Origin of the sequence: Paenibacillus sp. FSL W7-1279, assembly GCF_037969845.1 — a bacterium.
GTDB lineage: Bacteria > Bacillota > Bacilli > Paenibacillales > Paenibacillaceae > Paenibacillus_AQ.
On record NZ_CP150215.1, the window covers coordinates 6,117,075 to 6,135,867 of the forward strand.

At 50.2% G+C, this 18,793-nt stretch carries 13 protein-coding genes; 1 reads left to right on the top strand and 12 read right to left on the bottom strand.

Features of this window, described 5'->3' with window-relative positions:
* Positions 1-116: 116 nt before the first annotated feature.
* Positions 117-1,016 carry a formyltetrahydrofolate deformylase gene (gene purU / locus MKY82_RS27635; RefSeq protein ID WP_216530669.1) on the bottom strand — a complete coding sequence of 300 codons (900 nt, stop codon included), beginning with the start codon at positions 1,014-1,016 and terminating at the stop codon, positions 117-119.
* 129 nt (positions 1,017-1,145) lie between these two features.
* Positions 1,146-2,267, bottom strand: a complete 1,122-nt coding sequence (locus tag MKY82_RS27640; RefSeq protein ID WP_339294810.1) for a deoxyribonuclease IV — start codon at positions 2,265-2,267, stop codon at positions 1,146-1,148.
* A 125-nt stretch (positions 2,268-2,392) separates the two neighbouring features.
* Between MKY82_RS27640 and MKY82_RS27645 the strand changes: the two genes are divergently transcribed.
* On the top strand, positions 2,393-2,866 hold the full coding sequence (locus tag MKY82_RS27645; protein WP_009594427.1) for a DUF2621 domain-containing protein: 474 nt from the start codon (positions 2,393-2,395) through the stop codon (positions 2,864-2,866).
* Between the two features lie 203 nt (positions 2,867-3,069).
* On the opposite strand, the gene MKY82_RS27650 is transcribed toward MKY82_RS27645, so the two are convergent.
* From MKY82_RS27650 to MKY82_RS27695, 10 genes are all read right to left on the bottom strand, one after another.
* Positions 3,070-4,080: a glycoside hydrolase family 130 protein gene (locus tag MKY82_RS27650; protein ID WP_339219601.1), complete on the bottom strand. Its 1,011-nt coding sequence runs from the start codon at positions 4,078-4,080 to the stop codon at positions 3,070-3,072.
* 86 nt (positions 4,081-4,166) lie between these two features.
* Positions 4,167-5,111 (bottom strand): DUF1861 family protein, encoded by a 945-nt coding sequence (locus MKY82_RS27655; protein ID WP_339294811.1) that lies wholly within the window; start codon positions 5,109-5,111, stop codon positions 4,167-4,169.
* Positions 5,112-5,153: 42 nt separating this feature from the next.
* Entirely contained in the window at positions 5,154-6,689 is a 1,536-nt protein-coding gene (locus MKY82_RS27660; protein ID WP_220684006.1) for an extracellular solute-binding protein, read from the bottom strand.
* A 61-nt stretch (positions 6,690-6,750) separates the two neighbouring features.
* A complete protein-coding gene (locus MKY82_RS27665; RefSeq protein WP_339294812.1) occupies positions 6,751-7,623 on the bottom strand; it encodes a carbohydrate ABC transporter permease in 873 nt (290 codons plus the stop codon).
* Positions 7,624-7,674: 51 nt separating this feature from the next.
* A complete protein-coding gene (locus tag MKY82_RS27670) occupies positions 7,675-8,610 on the bottom strand; it encodes an ABC transporter permease subunit (RefSeq protein WP_339294813.1) in 936 nt (311 codons plus the stop codon).
* A 425-nt stretch (positions 8,611-9,035) separates the two neighbouring features.
* Positions 9,036-13,826, bottom strand: coding sequence for a polysaccharide lyase family 8 super-sandwich domain-containing protein (locus tag MKY82_RS27675; RefSeq protein ID WP_339294814.1), 4,791 nt, complete (start codon positions 13,824-13,826; stop codon positions 9,036-9,038).
* Positions 13,827-14,051: 225 nt separating this feature from the next.
* Positions 14,052-15,107, bottom strand: coding sequence for a glycoside hydrolase family 130 protein (locus MKY82_RS27680; protein ID WP_339294815.1), 1,056 nt, complete (start codon positions 15,105-15,107; stop codon positions 14,052-14,054).
* Between the two features lie 35 nt (positions 15,108-15,142).
* A complete protein-coding gene (locus tag MKY82_RS27685; protein ID WP_339294816.1) occupies positions 15,143-16,675 on the bottom strand; it encodes an extracellular solute-binding protein in 1,533 nt (510 codons plus the stop codon).
* Positions 16,676-16,758: 83 nt separating this feature from the next.
* Positions 16,759-17,643, bottom strand: a complete 885-nt coding sequence (locus MKY82_RS27690) for a carbohydrate ABC transporter permease (protein WP_036624100.1) — start codon at positions 17,641-17,643, stop codon at positions 16,759-16,761.
* A gap of 9 nt (positions 17,644-17,652) precedes the next feature.
* Entirely contained in the window at positions 17,653-18,591 is a 939-nt protein-coding gene (locus MKY82_RS27695; RefSeq protein WP_339294817.1) for an ABC transporter permease subunit, read from the bottom strand.
* Positions 18,592-18,793 lie beyond the last annotated feature (202 nt).

An 18,793-nucleotide genomic window follows, 5' to 3' on the forward strand; every position in this document is an offset into this window, starting at 1 on the left:
TCAGGCACAGGCCCGGTTACTCTGGCATCGCTCGCCATCGTGTTCGTGCTGTTTCCGAACCTGCTGGCTGTCTTCCTGTCTGATCTTACGTACGCTTGCAAATCTTTTGCAGACCGTTAGTTGAATACAACCGTTTTATTGTTATGCACCAGAATCCGATCCTCAACATGCCATTTGACGGCTCTTGCAAGCACCACGCGTTCGATGGTACGGCCAATACGCTTCAACTCGTTGACATCATCCCGGTGGCTAACGCGCTGCACGTCCTGCTCAATAATCGGCCCGCCATCCAGCTCTTCGGTTACATAATGGGCGGTTGCTCCGATAATTTTCACCCCGCGGTTATAGGCTTGCGCATAAGGCTTGCCGCCGACAAAGGCCGGAAGGAAGGAATGGTGGATGTTGATAATCCGGTTGCGGTAATGTTCGATAAAGGTTGGCGAAATAATCTGCATGTAACGCGCAAGGATAATCACGTCGATATCATCGCCGATCACGTCCAGCTGACGCTGCTCCGCTTGAGGCTTCGTATCCGCCGTAACCGGAATGTGGTGATACGGGATACCGAACGATTCCACGTATTCCTTCATATCCAGATGGTTGCTTACCACCAGTGCGATATCCGCGTCCAGATCGCCGGCCTGCCATTGCCACAACAGCTCTACAAGGCAGTGATCTTCTTTTGAAACAAAAATCGCCAGCCGTTTCTTACGGACCGCATGGTAGATATTCCATTCCATACGGAATTGATCGGCAACTTCCCGGAAGGACTCCTCCAGCTGGGGAAGCTTCGTGTTCAAATCCTCCAGATCAAATTCAACCCGCATAAAAAACATGCCGCCGGCCGGATCCATTGTATATTGATCAGACTGGACAATGTTGGCACCATGCTGGTACAGAAACTGGGAGACCGCCGCCACAATTCCCGGTCCATCCGGACAGGAGATCAGCATGCGGGCGCGATTAGGGTACTGACCTGCCGCAGACGGCAGATCCTTCTTGATGTGAATTTCCATGAGACTTGGTGATCCTCCTTTTAAATCTGCAATTAACGTCAATCGGCCTCTCAGGAAAACATGCCGCGACTTGCGGACGTTATCCCGAGAATGCCTTAGTATTCTGAATATAAAGCCATTTAATGAAGCTTATGAAGTCAGGGAAACACCGGACAACCAAGCGATCAGGCGCTGATTGATCTGCTCCTCCGAAAGGTCGGACAGCAGGCCGGCTGCCATCACCATATCATACAGGCGCTCCATCGGTTCGCGAGGATCCGCCTTTTTGGCTTTGGCATCATTCTTCAGAAGCGTCCAGGTATCCAGCACGAACGAACGGGATTCGATGCCTTCCTTCGCAAAGAAAGCACCCAGTTCTTCTACTTGCTGAGCAAAAGTCGGCCCGAAACGGCCTTCCACATCCCCGCGCAAAAGCGCAATCTCGATCTCATACATCGGACGCTGCGTTTTCGGATCTTTACCGATCCACGGCGTCTCCAGAATGAACGGTCTGCCCTGAAGCTTCTCATGATGAACGACTCTTTGAATGGCTTCATAGCCGATCCATCCGGTTCCTATCGGCGTATGACGGTCTTTACCCGCTCCACGCGGATTCTTGCTGTCATTCACGTGCACAACCGTTAACCGGCCGAGACCGATCAGCTTGTCGAACTGCTCCAGCACGCCGTCCAGATCATTTACGATATCATAACCCGCATCATGAATATGGCAGGTGTCGAGGCAGATGGCCAAACGGTCATTGTACTTCACCTTATCAATAATGGAAGCAATTTCTTCAAAACTGCGTCCCATCTCGGTGCCTTTGCCGGCCATCGTCTCCAGTGCAATCTTCACTTCGGTCTCATCCGTACCGCCGAGCACTTCATTAAGGCCTTCGGCAATTCGGTCGATGCCGTATTCCGCATCCTTATCGGTATACGCGCCGGGGTGGAGAACGATATTCTTCACGCCGACCGCATGCGTGCGGCGGATCTCCTCTTGCAAAAAGCTTACCGCCAGCTCAAACGTGTTGGGCTTGTACGATCCGAGATTAATAATGTACGGCGCATGGACCACGATCTCCTCAATGCCGCTTTCCTGCATGGCGGCTTTGCCTTCTTCGATAAACATGGAATCGATCGGCTTGCGACGCGTGTTTTGCGGTGCGCCGGTATATATCATGAACGAGCTTGAGCCATATGATGTGGCTTCAGCCGTCGCAGTCAGCAATCCCTTGTCCGAAAACGACACGTGGGAACCAATTTTCAACATGCTGCATCCCCCTTTTTTAACACACAATTACACCTATTTTAGCTTGTATATCGAAATAAATCTAGAAATGCGTTATAATTCTCATGAAAGTGTCATGTGACAATAATCATTGAGGTGATATACAGATGAAGAGCACAGGGGCCGTCATGGGCTATTTGTCGTCCAGTGCGCCGCCGTCATGGTTCATGAACTCCATTGCCTTCTGGGGATGGGTCATGCTCGGGCTGATGGGCATCGGCGGATTTTTCATGTTCCGCAAGTTTCTCAAGGTGCTTCCCAAAGCCGACGGCAAATCAAAGCTCGATTGGCAAAATTACTGGGTAGAGCGAAGCCGCCCGCTGTGGACGGATGAATCCAAAGCATTTCTGGACGAGCTGGTGCAGCCTGTTCCGGGACCGTTCCGGGATATCGCCAAACACTCCATTGCAGCCGAAATCGGCAAAATCGCCGTCGAATCCGGCGCAACCGAAGTAACCCGGGATCACTGCATCAAAGGTTACATCGTGGCTACGCCGAAGCGAGATTACAAATTCCTGATGAATTTCCTCCAGAAGAAGGAAATCGACTACAAGCCATATCAGCATTTGATTAACAAGTAGAATTCTGTTCAGTTTAATGGATCGGCCAGGCTTACAAAAAATAGAAACAAAGCCTAGCCAGCCCGTGGTGCATGGCGGTTGAATTCCGCACATGCCCCACGGGCTGGTTTGTTCCACATCAGGATATAATCCGAACCGCAGGTATCATGCCATTCTTGACTAATTTGAAGACGGAAAGATGCAGTGTTCCGCCTGCCCCATCCTTATCTCTCCAAACAGAGCCGGATTAGATCGTCCACATGAGCGGTAGCCAAGCATTCCACCGTGTCGGCGGCCCCGTAATAGATTTTCACTTCTCCATCCTCCTCCAGCACCATGCCGCCGGGGAAAATGACATCATTGCGGAAGCCCCCATCCGTTTCGTACAGTGCCTCAGGCGCAAGCAGGGGCGATGCGCTCATGCCAAGGATCTTCTTCGGATTGTCAAGATCGAGCAGCATAATGCCGGCAGTGTACCGCTTCTTCCAGGTCGGCTCCCAGCCGTTCTTCCCTCTAGCGGAATCAATATCCACCGCATGAAACGTAGTGAGCCAGCCCTTATCTGTCTTCACGGGCGGTGCAGCCGGACCGATCTTGTCATTGGCGAACGGCACCTGCTCCACCGCCAGCAGGAGCTCGGAACGGCCCCAATAGATCAGATCCGGCGACTCCGAGATCCAGGTGTCGAACCGGTCCACTCCGCCGCGGCTATAGACCGTGAACGGCCGTTCCAGCCGGACGTAGTTGCCGTTGATCCGTTCCGGGAATAGCACCATATTTCGCAAGTCTGGCGTTGACATGCTCAATACTTCAAAGGATTCAAAATCGTCTGTTACTGCGATACCTCCCCGGATGCCGTGCCGCGTATCTACGGCGAAGCACATGTAGCAGCGGCCGTCAATGACCGTCAGACGCGGGTCATAGGCGCGCACGATCTCTTCGTCGTGCAGCTTGAAGATCGGCTTCGGCCCCGCCGTCCAGTGAATGCCGTCGTCGCTGAAGGCGATGCCGAGATCCGTCGTATGGCTCGGCTCGATCGTCTGCTTCTCCAGCGAACCGTAGTCGTTGCGGAATACCATACAATAACGGCCGCCGAACTTGGCGACGCCCGCGTTGAAGACGAGCGCGGTAGGATACGGCACGCGAGCCGCGTCCAGTACGGGATTTGCCGGATGACGGCGAATGATCGGGCTGGACGCCAGCGTTCCAATGTTGGGCATATTCGAGGTTTTCATCTATTACTATCCTCCTTGTAAGCTGAAAAGTACAATTTCCGGGTTATCAACGTGTCCTTCGCGAGTGCGAATTCTCCCGTGAGCTTCTAAACAAGAAGCCCATGCCTAGCGAAAGGATAGTCGATCGTAATGCGTCCTACCTGACAATCACTAAGACCACTGTAAAGATCAGCCTTGCCGTCCGGGCGCATGACAATGCCTGAAGAAAAAACACAGTCCACCAAATACGGTGCTTTGGCAGGTCCTGCCGGGTAGCAGGAACGACTACCGATCACATGAAGGTTCGATGACTCACGGGTGGTTGGATCGAAGACGAAGGCCATGTTCAGGTACACCTTCAATTCCCCTCCGTCCTCATCCTTATCCAGGTAACAAATGTGGCCAATGATTCCGATTTTGTCACTGTCTAGGAGATACGCCTGATTGACGCCTCCCCATTCGCCTTCCCCGAAGATGCCATGAATGTAAGGTGCGTTCTCGATGATGTCCGCAGTCAAATCCTCCAGTCTGTCAATGATCGTAAAGCCAATCATGGATTCGCTCCCGAATTTGCCCCTCATCTCGGCGCTGCGCGGACGCGAGAAGACGCCGATCCTGCCGTCCGACAACGGAACAAGGCGAATATCCTTCATTTTGTTAGGTCCGGTCGTGAAGTAGTACAAATTATGGAGGTCGGTGCCTCGAAAGAAATAACCGAAAAATGTGCTGTATCTTCCACTTTGGTACTGCACATGAGTCCCGCCCATTACGAGCTCATCACCGATCTCGCTGATGTAAGGGTCCTCCAGCGTATAGATCATGCTATCTTCCACCACGCTCCATTCATCCTGTCCCGTTTCCTCGAACAGGCGGACCCAAGAGCGAGCCCATTCCTCGCGGCGTTCTACCCGCCCGAACAAATAGCGCTTCCCATCCCGTTTGAATGGAATCGAAATATTGTAGACATCAAAACCATCCACGCCATGAAATTTCAAGGTTGCACTTTCATAGATCATTTTTGTCGCTTCAAATTCAATTCGTTGCTTCTGCAAGGTCAAAATCCCTCCACACCTTCCTTTTGTTTTTCAACTCATTTATTTAAGTGAAGCTTGATACTCCTGGAATTGCTTCTGGTATTCAGCAACCACTTTATCCAGACCGGCTTTCCTCATTTTTTCCAGTGCAGCCGGGAAGGCCTTATCGTATTCTTGAACCCCCATATAAATCGGAGTGATGCTTGCCGAAGCTTCCGACAAAATATTAGTGTATTCGGCCCTTACATTCGTCGGGTCAAAAATAAAATTCGCCGCGATACTGTTGATTGCATTCGGATTTGGCTCAAACAAGACTTTGTTGTTATCTGGAATGCTGTTCTCCAAGTCAAATCGCATGAAGTTTACGTTGCCGTTTTGCGAATCAGAACCTCTAAACCCCGGATTATTATTGTTATTCGGATCTTTGATCGGCTTAAAGCCCGTCTCACCGTCCTTGGTGTAGTGCTTGCCTTCAATGCCATATTGTACAAGATCATAATTTTCTTGACTTGCCAGCATCCAATCCATGAATTTGACGGCCGCTTCCGGATTTTTGCTATTTACCGGTACGGCATTTCCGTTCTTGAAGGTGAGCGGACGCATATATTCTTTCTCCGGGTTAAACCATACAACGCCGATATCGTTTACAGTGGCTTCTGGATTGTACTTCTTGAGCCCGTTCAAGCTTCCGCCAGTTCCCAAACGGACGAACCATTCACCGCTGTCGAGTTGTGCATCTACCTGCTCCTGCTTCATGACCAGGATATCGGGATTGGTAATACCCTTTGTGTACAGCTCACGCATGAAAGACGCATCTTTCTTGAATTCTTCGGTCTCAATCCAAGACTTAACCTCGCCGCTTTGATTCACATAGAAGAACTTATCCTTCACGGTAAACGGGAACGTGTCATAAGTCCGGTGCAGGACGGACGTATGCAGGTAGATCGGGTCAAAGTCAGCGCGAGTGCCAAGATAGGGCTTATTGCTTCCCTTCCAGTTCTTCATGACAATCTCCCAAGCGCTGATCAATTCAGCTGGAGTCGTCGGTTCTTCGAGATTATTCTCAGCGAGAATGTCACGACGAATATTGAATTGACCTTCACTCGCCATTTCAACCCAATAAGAGGGAACGGCATAATACTTGCCATCAATTTTAGCACCGTCGAAGATATCATCAGGAATATATTTCTTCAGATTTTCTCCATGCTTTTCGATCGCATCCGTGATATCCGCCAGTGCACCGCGGTTATAGTAGCTTGAGAACGGCGTGCGGTCCTGCATGACGTGGAACAGGTCGAAATCTTCCCCAGTGGACAGCATTAAGTTCAGCTTCTGATCCCACGCATCCCACGGGATATATATTTTTTCGACCACAACGCCGACACCGTCCGCAGCCAGCTTCTCATTGACCTTTTGGAACACTTCCTTGTAGTCTTTCGGCTCTGTGCCTGGAACTAAATATTTGATTTTGACCGCATTGGCAGGCTTGTCATTATTCTCTGAATTGGAGACTGAAGAATTGTCTCCCTTACCGCATCCAATTAAAGTCGAAAGCACAAGAACCACAGCCAATAGAAACACACCATACTTTTTCATATTAAATATTGACCTCCTTCTATAAAGTGCTTAATTTATGTTAACCCCGAAGGGGAGTATATCAGCCTTTGACAGAACCAATAACCAGGCCTTTCACGAAGTACTTTTGCAAATATGGATAGAGTAAGATGATCGGCCCGATCGTCACGATCGCTGTTGCCATCTTGACCGATTCTGAAGGAAGCGTGATGTCGCTTGTTCCGGCCAGCATCGTCATCTCATTCAGCATGCTGATCTCCGATTGCATTTGCAGCAGCATAAATTGCAGCGGGTACAAATCCTTGCTGTCAATCAACATGATTGCATTCCACCAATTGTTCCAGTAATCAAGTCCGTAGAATAGCGCAATCGTCGCCAATACCGGTTTGCATAAAGGAAGATAGATCCGGAAGGCAATCGTAATATCGCTGGCCCCGTCTATGTTTGCCGACTCTCGCAGCGAGTCGGGAATCCAGCTCATGAAATTCCGCACAAGGAAGAGGTTGAACGGGCTGAACAGCAGCGACGGAATGATCAAAGCGAAGATGTTATTGGTCAATCCAAGCGACCGATTCATCAGATACCAGGGAACAATTCCCGCGGAAAAAATCATGGTAATAAAGAAATAGAGCGCCAATGGATTGCGGTATTTCACATTTTTGTTCGCTAACGTATAACCAGCCATGGACGTAATCAGAATCGCCAGCACCGTACCGACAATTGTGACGAAAATGGAAATACCGTAGCTCTGCATGACTTGGGAACCCCCTGTAAAGATTAGCTTATAGGCATACAAAGAGAACTCCTCCGGGAAAAGGCTGTATCCGTTCTTCAGTATGGCATCCTCATCCGTGACCGAGATCATCAGAACCAGAAGCATTGGAAGCAAACAAAGCGCCGAATAAACCGTAATGAGAGCATACATAATCGTCTTGCTGAATGAAAACGTCTTCACTTCTATACCTCCTATAACCTTACTTCGGGAATCTATCGCCGAAACCGGATTCTAATACAGCGCGCCATCTTTAAAAAATTTGCGGGTAATGGCATTCGTGCCGAAGACCAGGATAAACCCGATGACGGACTGGAACAATCCGACAGCCATAGCTTCGGAAGGGTCGCCAATCTGACGCAAAGAGCGGAATACATACGTATCAATGATATCCGTGGTCGAATACAAGGTGCCATTGTCGCCAATCAAGGCGTAGATCATCCCGAAATCGCCGTACATGATTTTGCCGACCGAGAGCAGCATCAGTATAATCACCGTTGGCATCATCAACGGAATCGTAATGCGCATGCACATCTGCCACCGGTTAGCCCCATCAATCTCGGCAGCTTCATACAACGTCTCATCAATCCCGGTGATGGTAGCCAGATAAATGATGGCGCTCATCCCTGCTCCTTTCCACACATGCATGACGGTAAGAACAGCCGGCCATACCTTCGGCTCGGTGTACCAGTTGACCGAGACGAGGCCAAGCTGGTTCAGCAGTTTGTTCACGATCCCCATATCCATAGAAAAAAACGCATACAGCACATAGCTGATGACGATCCAGGAAATGAAGTTCGGAAACAACATCATGGATTGGCTGAATTTGACGAACAGCTTCTTGCGCAGCTCGTTCAGGATCAGTGAGATGGCCAGTGCCGTCAGCGTTCCAAAGACAATAAAAAGCAAATTTAGAAAGATGGTGTTAAAGGTGACCGTAAACGCCTTGCTCGACCCGAAAAAGAACTCGAAGTTCTTTAATCCTACCCACTCGCTATGAAATATGCCCTTTGTATAATTGAATCGTTGGAAAGCAATCAGTATATACGGATACGTCAAATACCCGAAAATAAACGTGTAAACCATCGCCGGAAGGACCAGCAAGTAAGATGTTCCATTCCTACGAATATCAGAAAACATGCCGAATGCCGGTCGCTGTCTCTTTTCCAATTTCTTATCCTCCTTCTTTGCAGTGTACATTTTTGGGCTGCGTTGACGCTTGCTCTAACTCTATAGCAGCGGGTCAGCGTTTCCAATTTCAAATACCGGATATCGCTTTCACGATTCGATTAAAGGGCTTTCAAATTTCCGAACTGATTTTCATTTTGACCGAAAAATTCAAAGAGATCGACCACAAGAAGAAATTCGTCAGACGAGAAGGGACCATCATTAAGCGGAGCCCACACCTACCTCGATCGCGCTTAAGCCGCTGAATCGAATGGCTGGAATACGCCCTCTCCCATTTTGTCACCTGACAATGTGACACATTTTCGTCCAATTTTTCCGCAAAGGTCTTAAGAAACACTTGAACACGAGCACAGGCACAGCATAAGGAACTTATCTGTTCCTACGCTGTGCCTGCTGTTAGCTCTGTTTTAGTGTTCTGTACCAAGCTCCAATATCCGCACCAATATGGTCACTGCTTCCGCCCGGGTCGCAGTACCGTTCGGAACGAACTTATTATCGCCGCGGCCGCTCATGACGCCCAGCTTGCGAACCGCTTCAATCGCGCCTTTCGCCCATTTCGGGATATCCTTATCGTCCGCGAAGCCGGTCGTTGCGCCTGCTTCATCAGACAGGTGAAGCGCTCTAGCGATCATCGACGCCATTTCCGCGCGGGTAATACGCGCATTCGGCCGGATGCTGCCGTCCGCGTACCCGCTCACAATACCTGCTTCAACCGCATTCGCGATCGCTTGCTTCGCCCATCCGCCGATTTTGGCCTCGTCCGTAGACGCAGCCGCTGAACCTGCTCCTTCCAGCTTAAGCGCATTGGCCAGCATGACCGTAAACTCGGCGCGGGTAATGGCGGCATTCGGCTTGAACGTTCCATCCAGATAGCCGCTGACAAGCTTCATGCCCGCCGCGCTCAGGATGGCGCTCTTCGCCCAATGTCTCTCTATGTCAGTGAACGATGGCGCCGGCTCGTTCGGTTCGCCGCTTTCGTCCTTCTTCTCGCCTACAGCCATGACCGCAAACTTGGTGAAGTGATCCACCTCGGCCGTAATTCGATCGCCTTTCACGACGCCACCTATTTCAATCCATACTTTCTTTGCTTCGTCATAGTAGAAGATAGCGACTCTTTGATTGTCTCCTATGAGAGACGGATCGAACTTCATCGAGATGACGATCGGCTTCTTGAAGTTTCCAGCCATATTTTTCGTCAATTCAAAGACGTTGCTGACCAGCGTTTCCTTATCGAATACGAGGTTTGCCGTACTGAGCAGCTTCTCGATCTCAATGCGCAGCTCTTGCTCCGCCGCTCCTGCGCCTACCGTAAGGATAACTTCGTTATCGAGACTGACCTCGCCGGTCCTGCCGCTCGGAATAAGGATGATGCCGTTGGCCGATTTGATAACGGAAGTATCAATGCCACTGCCTGTGCCATTACCTGTGCCGCTGACCGGCGCCCCCGGTAGCGGATCCTTCGGCGTCTCCGGTTGCGAAGCCTTCGGCGTCGCCGTCACAGCATTGGAGAACTTGCTCTCGCCCCCTGCTCCCACGGCTTTCACTGAGAACGCGTATCGCGTGCCGTTCGTCAGGCCGGTTACTGAGTATACGGTTTCTGTGACGTTCGCCTGCACTTGCTCCCAATCGGCCGGATCAACCGGAGCCGTAGACCCTGCATACTTGTAAACAACATAGCGATCCGCTCCAGCCACGGTATCCCAACTCAGCGAAACTTTCCGGTCGTCCGCCAAAGCGGCAAGATGAGCCGGCGCTGCCGGAACCTGCGACAATGTCGAATTCGGGGTCGCCGTCACGGCCATGGAGAAATCACTCTCGCCTCTCGCATCTACGGCTTTCACCGTGAACGCATAGCTCGTTCCGTTCGTCAACCCGGTTACCGTATACGTGGCTTCCGTTACGCTGGCTTGAGCCATCTGCCAGTTGCCCGGATCGGCCGGCGCCGCCATGCCTTCATATTGGTATACGGAATAGGTGACGCTTTCCGCCGAAGCGTCCCATCTTAAGGTTACGGATCGATCGCCGGGCGCAGCCGTCAAATTCGCAGGCGAAGCCGGAACAGATACTTCATCCGGCGACGGGATCACTTCGTTCGACGGCGCGGACGAGGCCGATTCCCATGTGGCGTTCCTTGCGATCACCGTAAAGGTATACACTGTACCGTTCGTCAATCCGGGGACGGTGATCGGGCTGCCCGAACCTTCCGCCGTCGCAACAGCTACTCCGTTTGCCCACGCGGTTACCTGATAACCTGTAATTTCGCTTCCGCCGTTATGAATCGGTGCGGTAAAGCTTACCTCGGCGGACCCGTCATGACCGACGGCATGCACATCGGCAGGTGCGTCCGGAGCGGTAGCAAGAGCCGAATATACTTTAAATTCCCAGAGCGAGTAGCCGTATTTGGTTCCTCTTTTCGTACCATACATCTGAACGTATCTTGCATTCACGGGTTCGAAGGAGATTCTATCGATTCCGCCGTCCCCGGTTGTGGTGCTGTAAACGGTCGTCCAATTCTTTGCGTCGTCGGAAACCTGAAGTTGGTACTCCTTACCGTACGCGCTTTCCCAATGCAGATCGACCTCCTGAATGGACTTGCTGGCGCCAAGATCGACATAGATCCACTGCGGATCGGAGTAGTTAGATCCCCAACGGGTATTCAGTGAGCCGTCAACCGCATTTTCGGGCCTCACGTCCGCGGCTTTGGACGAGCTTGCCGTTACCGGCTTGCCTTCGGCAAGATTGGGCGGTACTGCTTCGTATACGTTAAATTCTTTGAGCGAGTATCCATTTCCGGTGCCCTGCTGAATGCCCTGTATCCGTACGTATCTGGCAGTGACCGGACTGAAAGCGATGTCGTCGATTCCACCGTTCCCCGTCGTCGTCGAGTAAATATCCGTCCAGTCAACAGCGTCGTTCGATACCTGGATTTTATAACTCTTCCCGTACGCGTTCTCCCATTTTAACCTAACTTGATTAATCGAATATTGATTTTGCAAATCAACATAAATCCATTCATGATCCGAATCGTTTGAACTCCAAAACGAGGTTCTGTAAAGATCCGTGGCATTCGAGGCAAAATGGTTGTCTTTGCTGGATGAAGCGACCGCGCCTTTACTGTAAGCGAGATCGAATCCGCTGTCGTCAATGGATTCTCCTTCATTCAAAGTCATGCTTCGGCCTGTGAACGTATCTTTGCCGAGCCTGAAGCTTGTCGTGGATGTTGCTCCATTTCGATCCAGCGTCACGTTTACCGTGATCCCCGGTGTTTCGGGGTTGGCGACTGAAATACGGATGGGTGCCGTGGATTCGTCAATGATCACCATGGCGGGTTGATCAACGGTAACCGTCAAACCGTCTCTCACCGTCACCGTCCCGGGTTGATAGAACAGCAACTCCGCAATTCCCAGAGATTGATGCCGCACAGCCTGGATGGATGATGTATTCGAAAGAATGCTTACCGGGTTGTCGCTCGCGTAGTTGCTGATTTCATCCGCATTTTTGTTCGGCAATACAATGTATTGGTAGGATGCGTTTGCGGGTTTCACGCCATGATCGAGCCAAATCGAAAAAATCGGTTTGGTCATCGGATCCGTTGAACTTCCCGAGATGACGTCGCTCCATTTTCCGCTTTTTGTCTCCCGTTGTACTTGAAACTCCGTTGGATTCGGGAAGACATAACCGATGTTATCGTTATAGGCCCAGCGTCCGGTCGTTTGCATCGTTCCGTACGCTATCGGATTACCGTCTACGAGAACTTCTCCTACCGCTTGACTTTGGTTCAATGTCGTGTGAATCGGCGCGGCATTTGTCGAAGCGATTCCTGTGCCAAGCGCCACCATTTCATCATCGAAGAAAAAATAACCTTTCTTTCCACTTGTACTCAACTTGTTGAAATCAAATGCGGTGGCTCCATAACGCTCATTTGTTACCCCGCCTACAAAGGTTTTCGGATTGTTGAAATTGCCGTCTTTCGTAAGTGTGTATGGAGCCGTCGTGCCGGGAACGTGGGCCCAATCCATCAACGGGTAAACCGGTCTGTATTCGTCGCCGGTTCTCTGAATGGCGGTGGCTCCTTGGGGCGTCCAATACAACAGGTTGTAACCGCTGGGGTTAATCGTTCTCCATTCTCCGCCTTTAACCGTGCTGGAGGCCATCTTGACCGTAATTCCGTAGTCGGTTCGCATATGGGAGGAGACCAGCGTTTGCCATTGCGTCATATTATTGGCGTCCAGTCCGTTGCTCGTGTTCGTGCCGATCATGCGAATATTGTCAAGGAAACTGGCAAACTCCGCAGCCCGCTTCGGATTGGCCCTCTGCATCCATTGCAACGGATCTTCATAGAAGGTCAAAGCCGCGCTCGCGTAATCCGGCCAATCAGACCCATTCATCCCCATGCCCAAATCGGCAACTTCGCCTCTCACGAGATACCTGGTGCCGTCCAACAAATATGACGATAACGAATCAATCGCCGCTTCGCTGTACGAGAACGCGGTGCCCGAGGTAATGTAGGCCCAGAACGACATATCTCTGGCAAAGCTTCTCCCATAGCCCGTCGTATAATTCGTTTTGCCATGCATGAAAAAAGACATGTCCGACTGGATTCCCGTCACCGTCGTCGTCACATTCGACAGGATGTTGAACGCATCCACGGCGTTCCGAACGATCTGGGCGTCTTCCAGCAATAAGCCGCGGTACATATAATTTTGATTGTACCAGGACGAATTCGCTCCATCGACTGTGTGAGGGCTACTGTCTAACGTATCGATAATATTGGAGACTTGGGTTGCCGTTAAATAGCCTTCACATAGAAGCGCAATTTTTTCCAGCCTTAGTTGTTTGCCGATTCCGGTCTCCCACCAGTTGGTTGAAGTCGGCTTTACCGTGAACCAATAATCCAGCGCCTTTTGAATACCATCTAACAGCGTTGCACTATGATAGTTTGGATCATTCGGGTCAGCAAACGCCTGCGCCATCGACTGCATCCGGTCTAAGGCAAGGTAGGGCGACCAACCTCTCCCATTGGCGGCGGAAGTTGTACTCGTGTAATCGACATCGCCCCAGCTTCCATCAGGGTTTTGATTGGATAAATAAGTACCTGCCTGTGATTTGAAGGTCCATTCGACCCGACCGTTCGTTCCGTCATTTATAATATCTTTGGAGATGTAAAAATCAACCATACGCTTTTTCATCATTTTCATATCAGCGATCTCTTGAGAAGCATTCGTTTCCTCGGGAGTGTTCGCCGATACGGGCGAGTATAAAAATATCGATGATATCATTAAACAAACCGTAGTAAGACATATCCACCTCTTTACAAACCTTTGCCTTAGGTTAGCCATTCTCATGCTCCTCCTTGTTAAGCTCAAAAAGTTGTTGATAACGCTTTCACATTAATGGATTGAAGAAGGCAGCAAAAACTGCCCTCAACCCTTCAAATAAAACGTACTATATATATCCTCCAAGGGGATGTCCACTACAGCCATCACTTCGTCCGCGGCACCGTAATACATGCGGATCGTTTGATCTAGTAAAATGGCTCCGCACGAAAACACGACCTCGCCGAAAAATCCATTCACCTCATATGCAGCTTCCGGTTCCAATACCGGTACACGAGATCTTGCTATTACCTTGGCTGGGTCTTTCAAGTCGAGCAGCACTGCGCCCATACAATAGCGATGCTTGCTGTCCGCGCCGTGGTACAGCGCAAGCCAGCCGCGTTCGGTTCGAATCGGAACCGCGCCGCCGCCCATACGAGCCGAATCCCAGCCTTGTTCGCTTAACCCCATCAGGAAGCGATGGTTCCCCCAATGTATGAGATCGGGCGATTCGGCAATCCACATCTCGGGGGAACCGAACGACTTCGGCACCGGACGGTGCAAAGCGTAGTATTTGCCGTTAATTTTCTCCGGGAATATCATGACGTCCTTATTTTCGGGAGCGAGCATAAGCCCGTGACGCTTGAATGTTCGAAAATCCCGGGTCTCTGCCAGGCCAACGCCAACGCCGCGAGCGGAGGCGGAGCTGTAAGTGATATAATACATGTCCCCGATTTGGGTCACGCGCGGATCTTCAATCCCCCACGCTTCCAGAGCGTGTTCCGGAAACAAGGCCGGCTGCGGCTCGATGTCGAAATGAACGCCATCCTTGCCTCGCGCCACCCGCAGATGGGATAAAGATGTGAGCATGACCGTACGTCCGTCCCTTGCTACGAAGCGCGAGTCGGAGAAATCATAGCTCGGATCGGCCTTGTCGTAGTGCTCTATAAGTACATCGGTGCCTGCTTCGTTAAGCCGGGGGACGAGCACTTCGTCCCCCCGGTCCGATACGGGCGCTTCCGAAACGCGCAGCAACAGAATAATTTCATCCCGTACTTGCGCAACGCCTGCATTAAACGCTCCAAGCACTTGAAAGTTGGGGCGGGAGGGTGCAACGTCCCGGGTCCGTATAACAGGATTTTGCGCGCAGCGTTTTACGTTCATGTGAGATACCTCTTTCCGTCTTTCAATTAATGTTATTATTTACCGGATGTAACGGCGTCGATTTGCGCTTGAATTTCATCGATCACTTTTTGTCCGCCGAGGCTTGCCATTTTTTCCTCCAGCGTCGCCTTGCCTTCATCCGCAGACAGCACACCTTGACTAAGCGGCAGGAAAAACGAATCGTGAAGCGGCGTAATTTTGGCATATTCCGTCTTCACCTTTTCAGCGTTAAAGCTGAAACCTGACGTCGGACTAAGCGTGAAATTAGCCGGGTCGGCAGAGAAGTCGAACCACTTCTTGTCATCCGGCATCATCGTATCCGGCGTGCGGTTTAGCGTTGGCCGCCAGGTCAGCACAAAGCCCGGGAACGAATAGTTGGACAGCACCTTATAGCTCGTATCGCCGACAGGCTCCCAGTCCTTCCCTTGAATGCCGTATTCCATCAAATCGTGGTTTTCCTTAATGGATAACCAATTGACTACGTCCAGAGCCAAATCGCTGTGCTTGGATGAAGTCGGAATGCAAAGGAAATTCCATTGCTGGAAAGCGGTATACGGCCCCGCCTTATCGCCGTTTGGAACGAAAACCTCAAGCTTGTCGCTGCCATCCTTCAGCATATCCGAATATTTCAATCCCTCCACACCGTCAGCCGCATAGTAGGTTGCCGCATATTTGCCCTGTTTGAACAATGTTTCCGCATTTTGCTCCTGCGCGATATTTTTGGAAATTATGCCATCCTTGTAGTATTTGGTGACGCGTTCATAACCATCGGCAATCATCGGGCTTGCCCATTGACCGACAACTTTCTTGTCCTTGGTTGAATAAGAGAACATGCTGACGCCGATTTCCAGCACTTCATCGAGCGCCAGATTAGCGGATTCGCTCAGGATAAATGGAAGTTTATCGGCTTTGATGCCGTTAATGACGAAGGGTCTGACGTCCTTCTCGTTTTCCTTGACCGTATACAAAAATTTCTCCAGATCTTCGAGCGTTTTGAGCTCCGGAAGTCCGTATTTCTCGCGCAAATCTTTGCGGATAAGCAGGCCGTATACCGGGCCTTGGGTGGTGCCAAGAGGAATGCCCATAATTTTGCCGTCGAATTTGTTATATTCCCACATTTCATCGGGAATGGACGCTTTAAGCTCCGGACGCTCGGCCACCATGGCATCCAGTTCCAGCAAAGAATTGCTGGCGATCATCTGATTCATCGACAACCATGGGGCATCCAAATACATATCGAAATCTTCCCCGGCAGACATCTTCACAGATACCGCATTCCCGTAATCGGACCACGGCAAGAAATTGATATTCAAGGCCGCTCCGACGTTGTCCGCTTTCAATTTGTCATTGACCGCCTGCAGCACATCGTCAAAGCCCGCTGGCTTATCCCCCGGGAAATAAGCTTTCAGCGTCACCGTTTCCTTCGGTGCGGATGTAGTGCTTTCCGTATTCGTTGGAGAATTCCCTTTATTGCCGCCTGTCTCCGTTTTGCCTCCGCAGCCCGCCAGCATCAATGACAAAGCCAATACTGTGGTCGTCACCGCGCCAAACCATTTTTTCAATCTCATTTCGTTAACCTCCCTTTATATAATGAAGAAAAAAAGTATCTATGATTAACCGGGCTGATCCGGTTAATGCCGGAACTCCTCGATTACCCTTTGACAGCTCCTACCGTTAGGCCTTTGACAAAATACTTTTGAAGCAAGGGATACAGCAAGACAATCGGGCCGATCGTCAGCACGGTTGTCGCCATCCGCACGCCATAGGTTGGTGGCGTTACGGCAATGGCTGCGGCGGCGGGAATGAGATTTCTGGCGGCCTCCATATTGGATACCATCCGGCGCAGAATCAATTGCAGCGGGAACAGCTTCTCATTATCCACGAACATCAATCCCATAAACCAGTCATTCCAGTAGTTCAGGGCATAAAAGAGACCGACGGAAGCCAGAATCGGCTTCGAGATCGGTATCATAATTTGAAAGAAAATTCTCATCTCATTCGCTCCGTCAATTCTTGCGGCTTCCTCCAATTCCTCGGGAATTGTGCGGAAGAAACTGACAAGCAAAAAGACGAGGAACGGCTGGCATAATAATGTTAAAATAAGCACCCAAACGGTATTTTGCAAATGCAGCCACTGACTGACCACAATATAAAACGGAATGATGCCCCCGGAAAAAAGCATAGGCAAATAGCAAAAAATCAGAAAAGGCGTTTGCAGGACATTCCGCTTGTTAGCCAGAGAATAGCCGAGCATTGCGGAAATGCACAGCGCGCTTAATGCGCCTACGGCGGTGATAAAAATCGTGACCGCATAGCCGCTCAGCAGCACATCCGATTGCAAAACCGCTTTATAAGCGTCCAGCGATAATTTTTGCGGAAATAAAGTATACCCATGCGCAATCAGTTCCCCCTCGTCCGTAAACGATCCGATAATCATCAGCAGAAAAGGAAACAGACAAAATAAGGTGAACAATAAAATGAACGTATAGGCAAATACCGTAAAAGTTCGATCCGCAGCACTCTGTTTCTGTCTCATCGTTACCTCCTAGAATAAAGCGGATTCTTTAGACACCCTTCGGGTTATCCAGTTGGCGGCAATGACGAAGATCAGACCCATAACCGACTGGAACAGGCCAACCGCCGAAGACATGCCGAAGTCATGCAACTGTCTCATGGAGCGGAATACGAAGGTGTCGATGACGTCGGTAGTCGGATACAGCAAGGAATTGTCTCCAATGATGGCATAGATCATGGCAAAGTCCCCGTTGAAAATCTTGCCTACGGCCAGCAAAGTCATGATCATCACAGTAGGAACGAGCAACGGCAGCGTAATGCGCAACACAATCTGCGGCTTAGACGCCCCGTCAATCCGGGCAGCCTCGTACAAATCCTCCGATATGCCGGTAATCGCGGCCAGAAAAATAATCGAAAGATAACCGGCTCCTTGCCATACGCGGATCACCGTCAGAATGAAAGGCCACAGCTTCGACTCAAACATCCAGTTGACCGGTTCCAAGCCGAAACTTTGCAGCCAAGTATTGATCATCGGCTCTTCCCCGCCAAACAAGGATTGGACAATCATTCCTACCACAATCCAGGACATAAAATAAGGAAGAAAAATGAGAGACTGCGAAATTCGTTTGAAATACTTATTGCGAATTTCATTGAACATTAGCGCGATTAATACAGCAGCCGCCGTAGTAAACAAAATGAACAGCATGTTCAGCATCAGCGTGTTGCGCAGTATGACCCAGAAGTCATCTGAAGTAAAAAAATAGTTGAAGTTTTTTAAACCGACCCATTCGCTTCCCGTAATTCCTTTGGCAAAATTATAGTCTTTGAAGGCAATCATAATCCCGTATATGGGAAAATAACTGAACACGAGAAAGAACAGCAGCCCCGGCACGGCCATAGCATAAAGAAAAGGATTACGAACAATATGCTTCAGCACGGGCCGTTTCCTTGCATTAAGTTGATATTGCATAGTTTTACTTCCCCCTTTCATCGAAACAGGCAATCACATTTTCGTCCCGTTATTTATACCTTCACCTTACCGAGCCCTTACCGCAACGACAATTCCAGCAAGCTCTAATTTTTCCTGCAAGCGCAGATTTACGAACTTCCCAAAAACAACACTACCCTCGAAAATAACCGATTCTGCAGACCGGATTGCTCGTTATGCTATA

Excerpts from the sequence above, each read along its gene's own strand:
- MKY82_RS27645 (WP_009594427.1), top strand. The coding sequence starts at position 2,393 with ATGAAGAGCACAGGGGCCGTCATGGGCTATTTGTCGTCCAGTGCGCCG.
- MKY82_RS27695 (WP_339294817.1), bottom strand. The coding sequence starts at position 18,591 with ATGCAATATCAACTTAATGCAAGGAAACGGCCCGTGCTGAAGCATATT.
- purU (WP_216530669.1), bottom strand. The coding sequence starts at position 1,016 with ATGGAAATTCACATCAAGAAGGATCTGCCGTCTGCGGCAGGTCAGTAC.
- MKY82_RS27650 (WP_339219601.1), bottom strand. The coding sequence starts at position 4,080 with ATGAAAACCTCGAATATGCCCAACATTGGAACGCTGGCGTCCAGCCCG.
- MKY82_RS27660 (WP_220684006.1), bottom strand. The coding sequence starts at position 6,689 with ATGAAAAAGTATGGTGTGTTTCTATTGGCTGTGGTTCTTGTGCTTTCG.
- MKY82_RS27690 (WP_036624100.1), bottom strand. The coding sequence starts at position 17,643 with ATGAGACAGAAACAGAGTGCTGCGGATCGAACTTTTACGGTATTTGCC.
- MKY82_RS27675 (WP_339294814.1), bottom strand. The coding sequence starts at position 13,826 with ATGAAAATGATGAAAAAGCGTATGGTTGATTTTTACATCTCCAAAGAT.
- MKY82_RS27680 (WP_339294815.1), bottom strand. The coding sequence starts at position 15,107 with ATGAACGTAAAACGCTGCGCGCAAAATCCTGTTATACGGACCCGGGAC.
- MKY82_RS27685 (WP_339294816.1), bottom strand. The coding sequence starts at position 16,675 with ATGAGATTGAAAAAATGGTTTGGCGCGGTGACGACCACAGTATTGGCT.
- MKY82_RS27640 (WP_339294810.1), bottom strand. The coding sequence starts at position 2,267 with ATGTTGAAAATTGGTTCCCACGTGTCGTTTTCGGACAAGGGATTGCTG.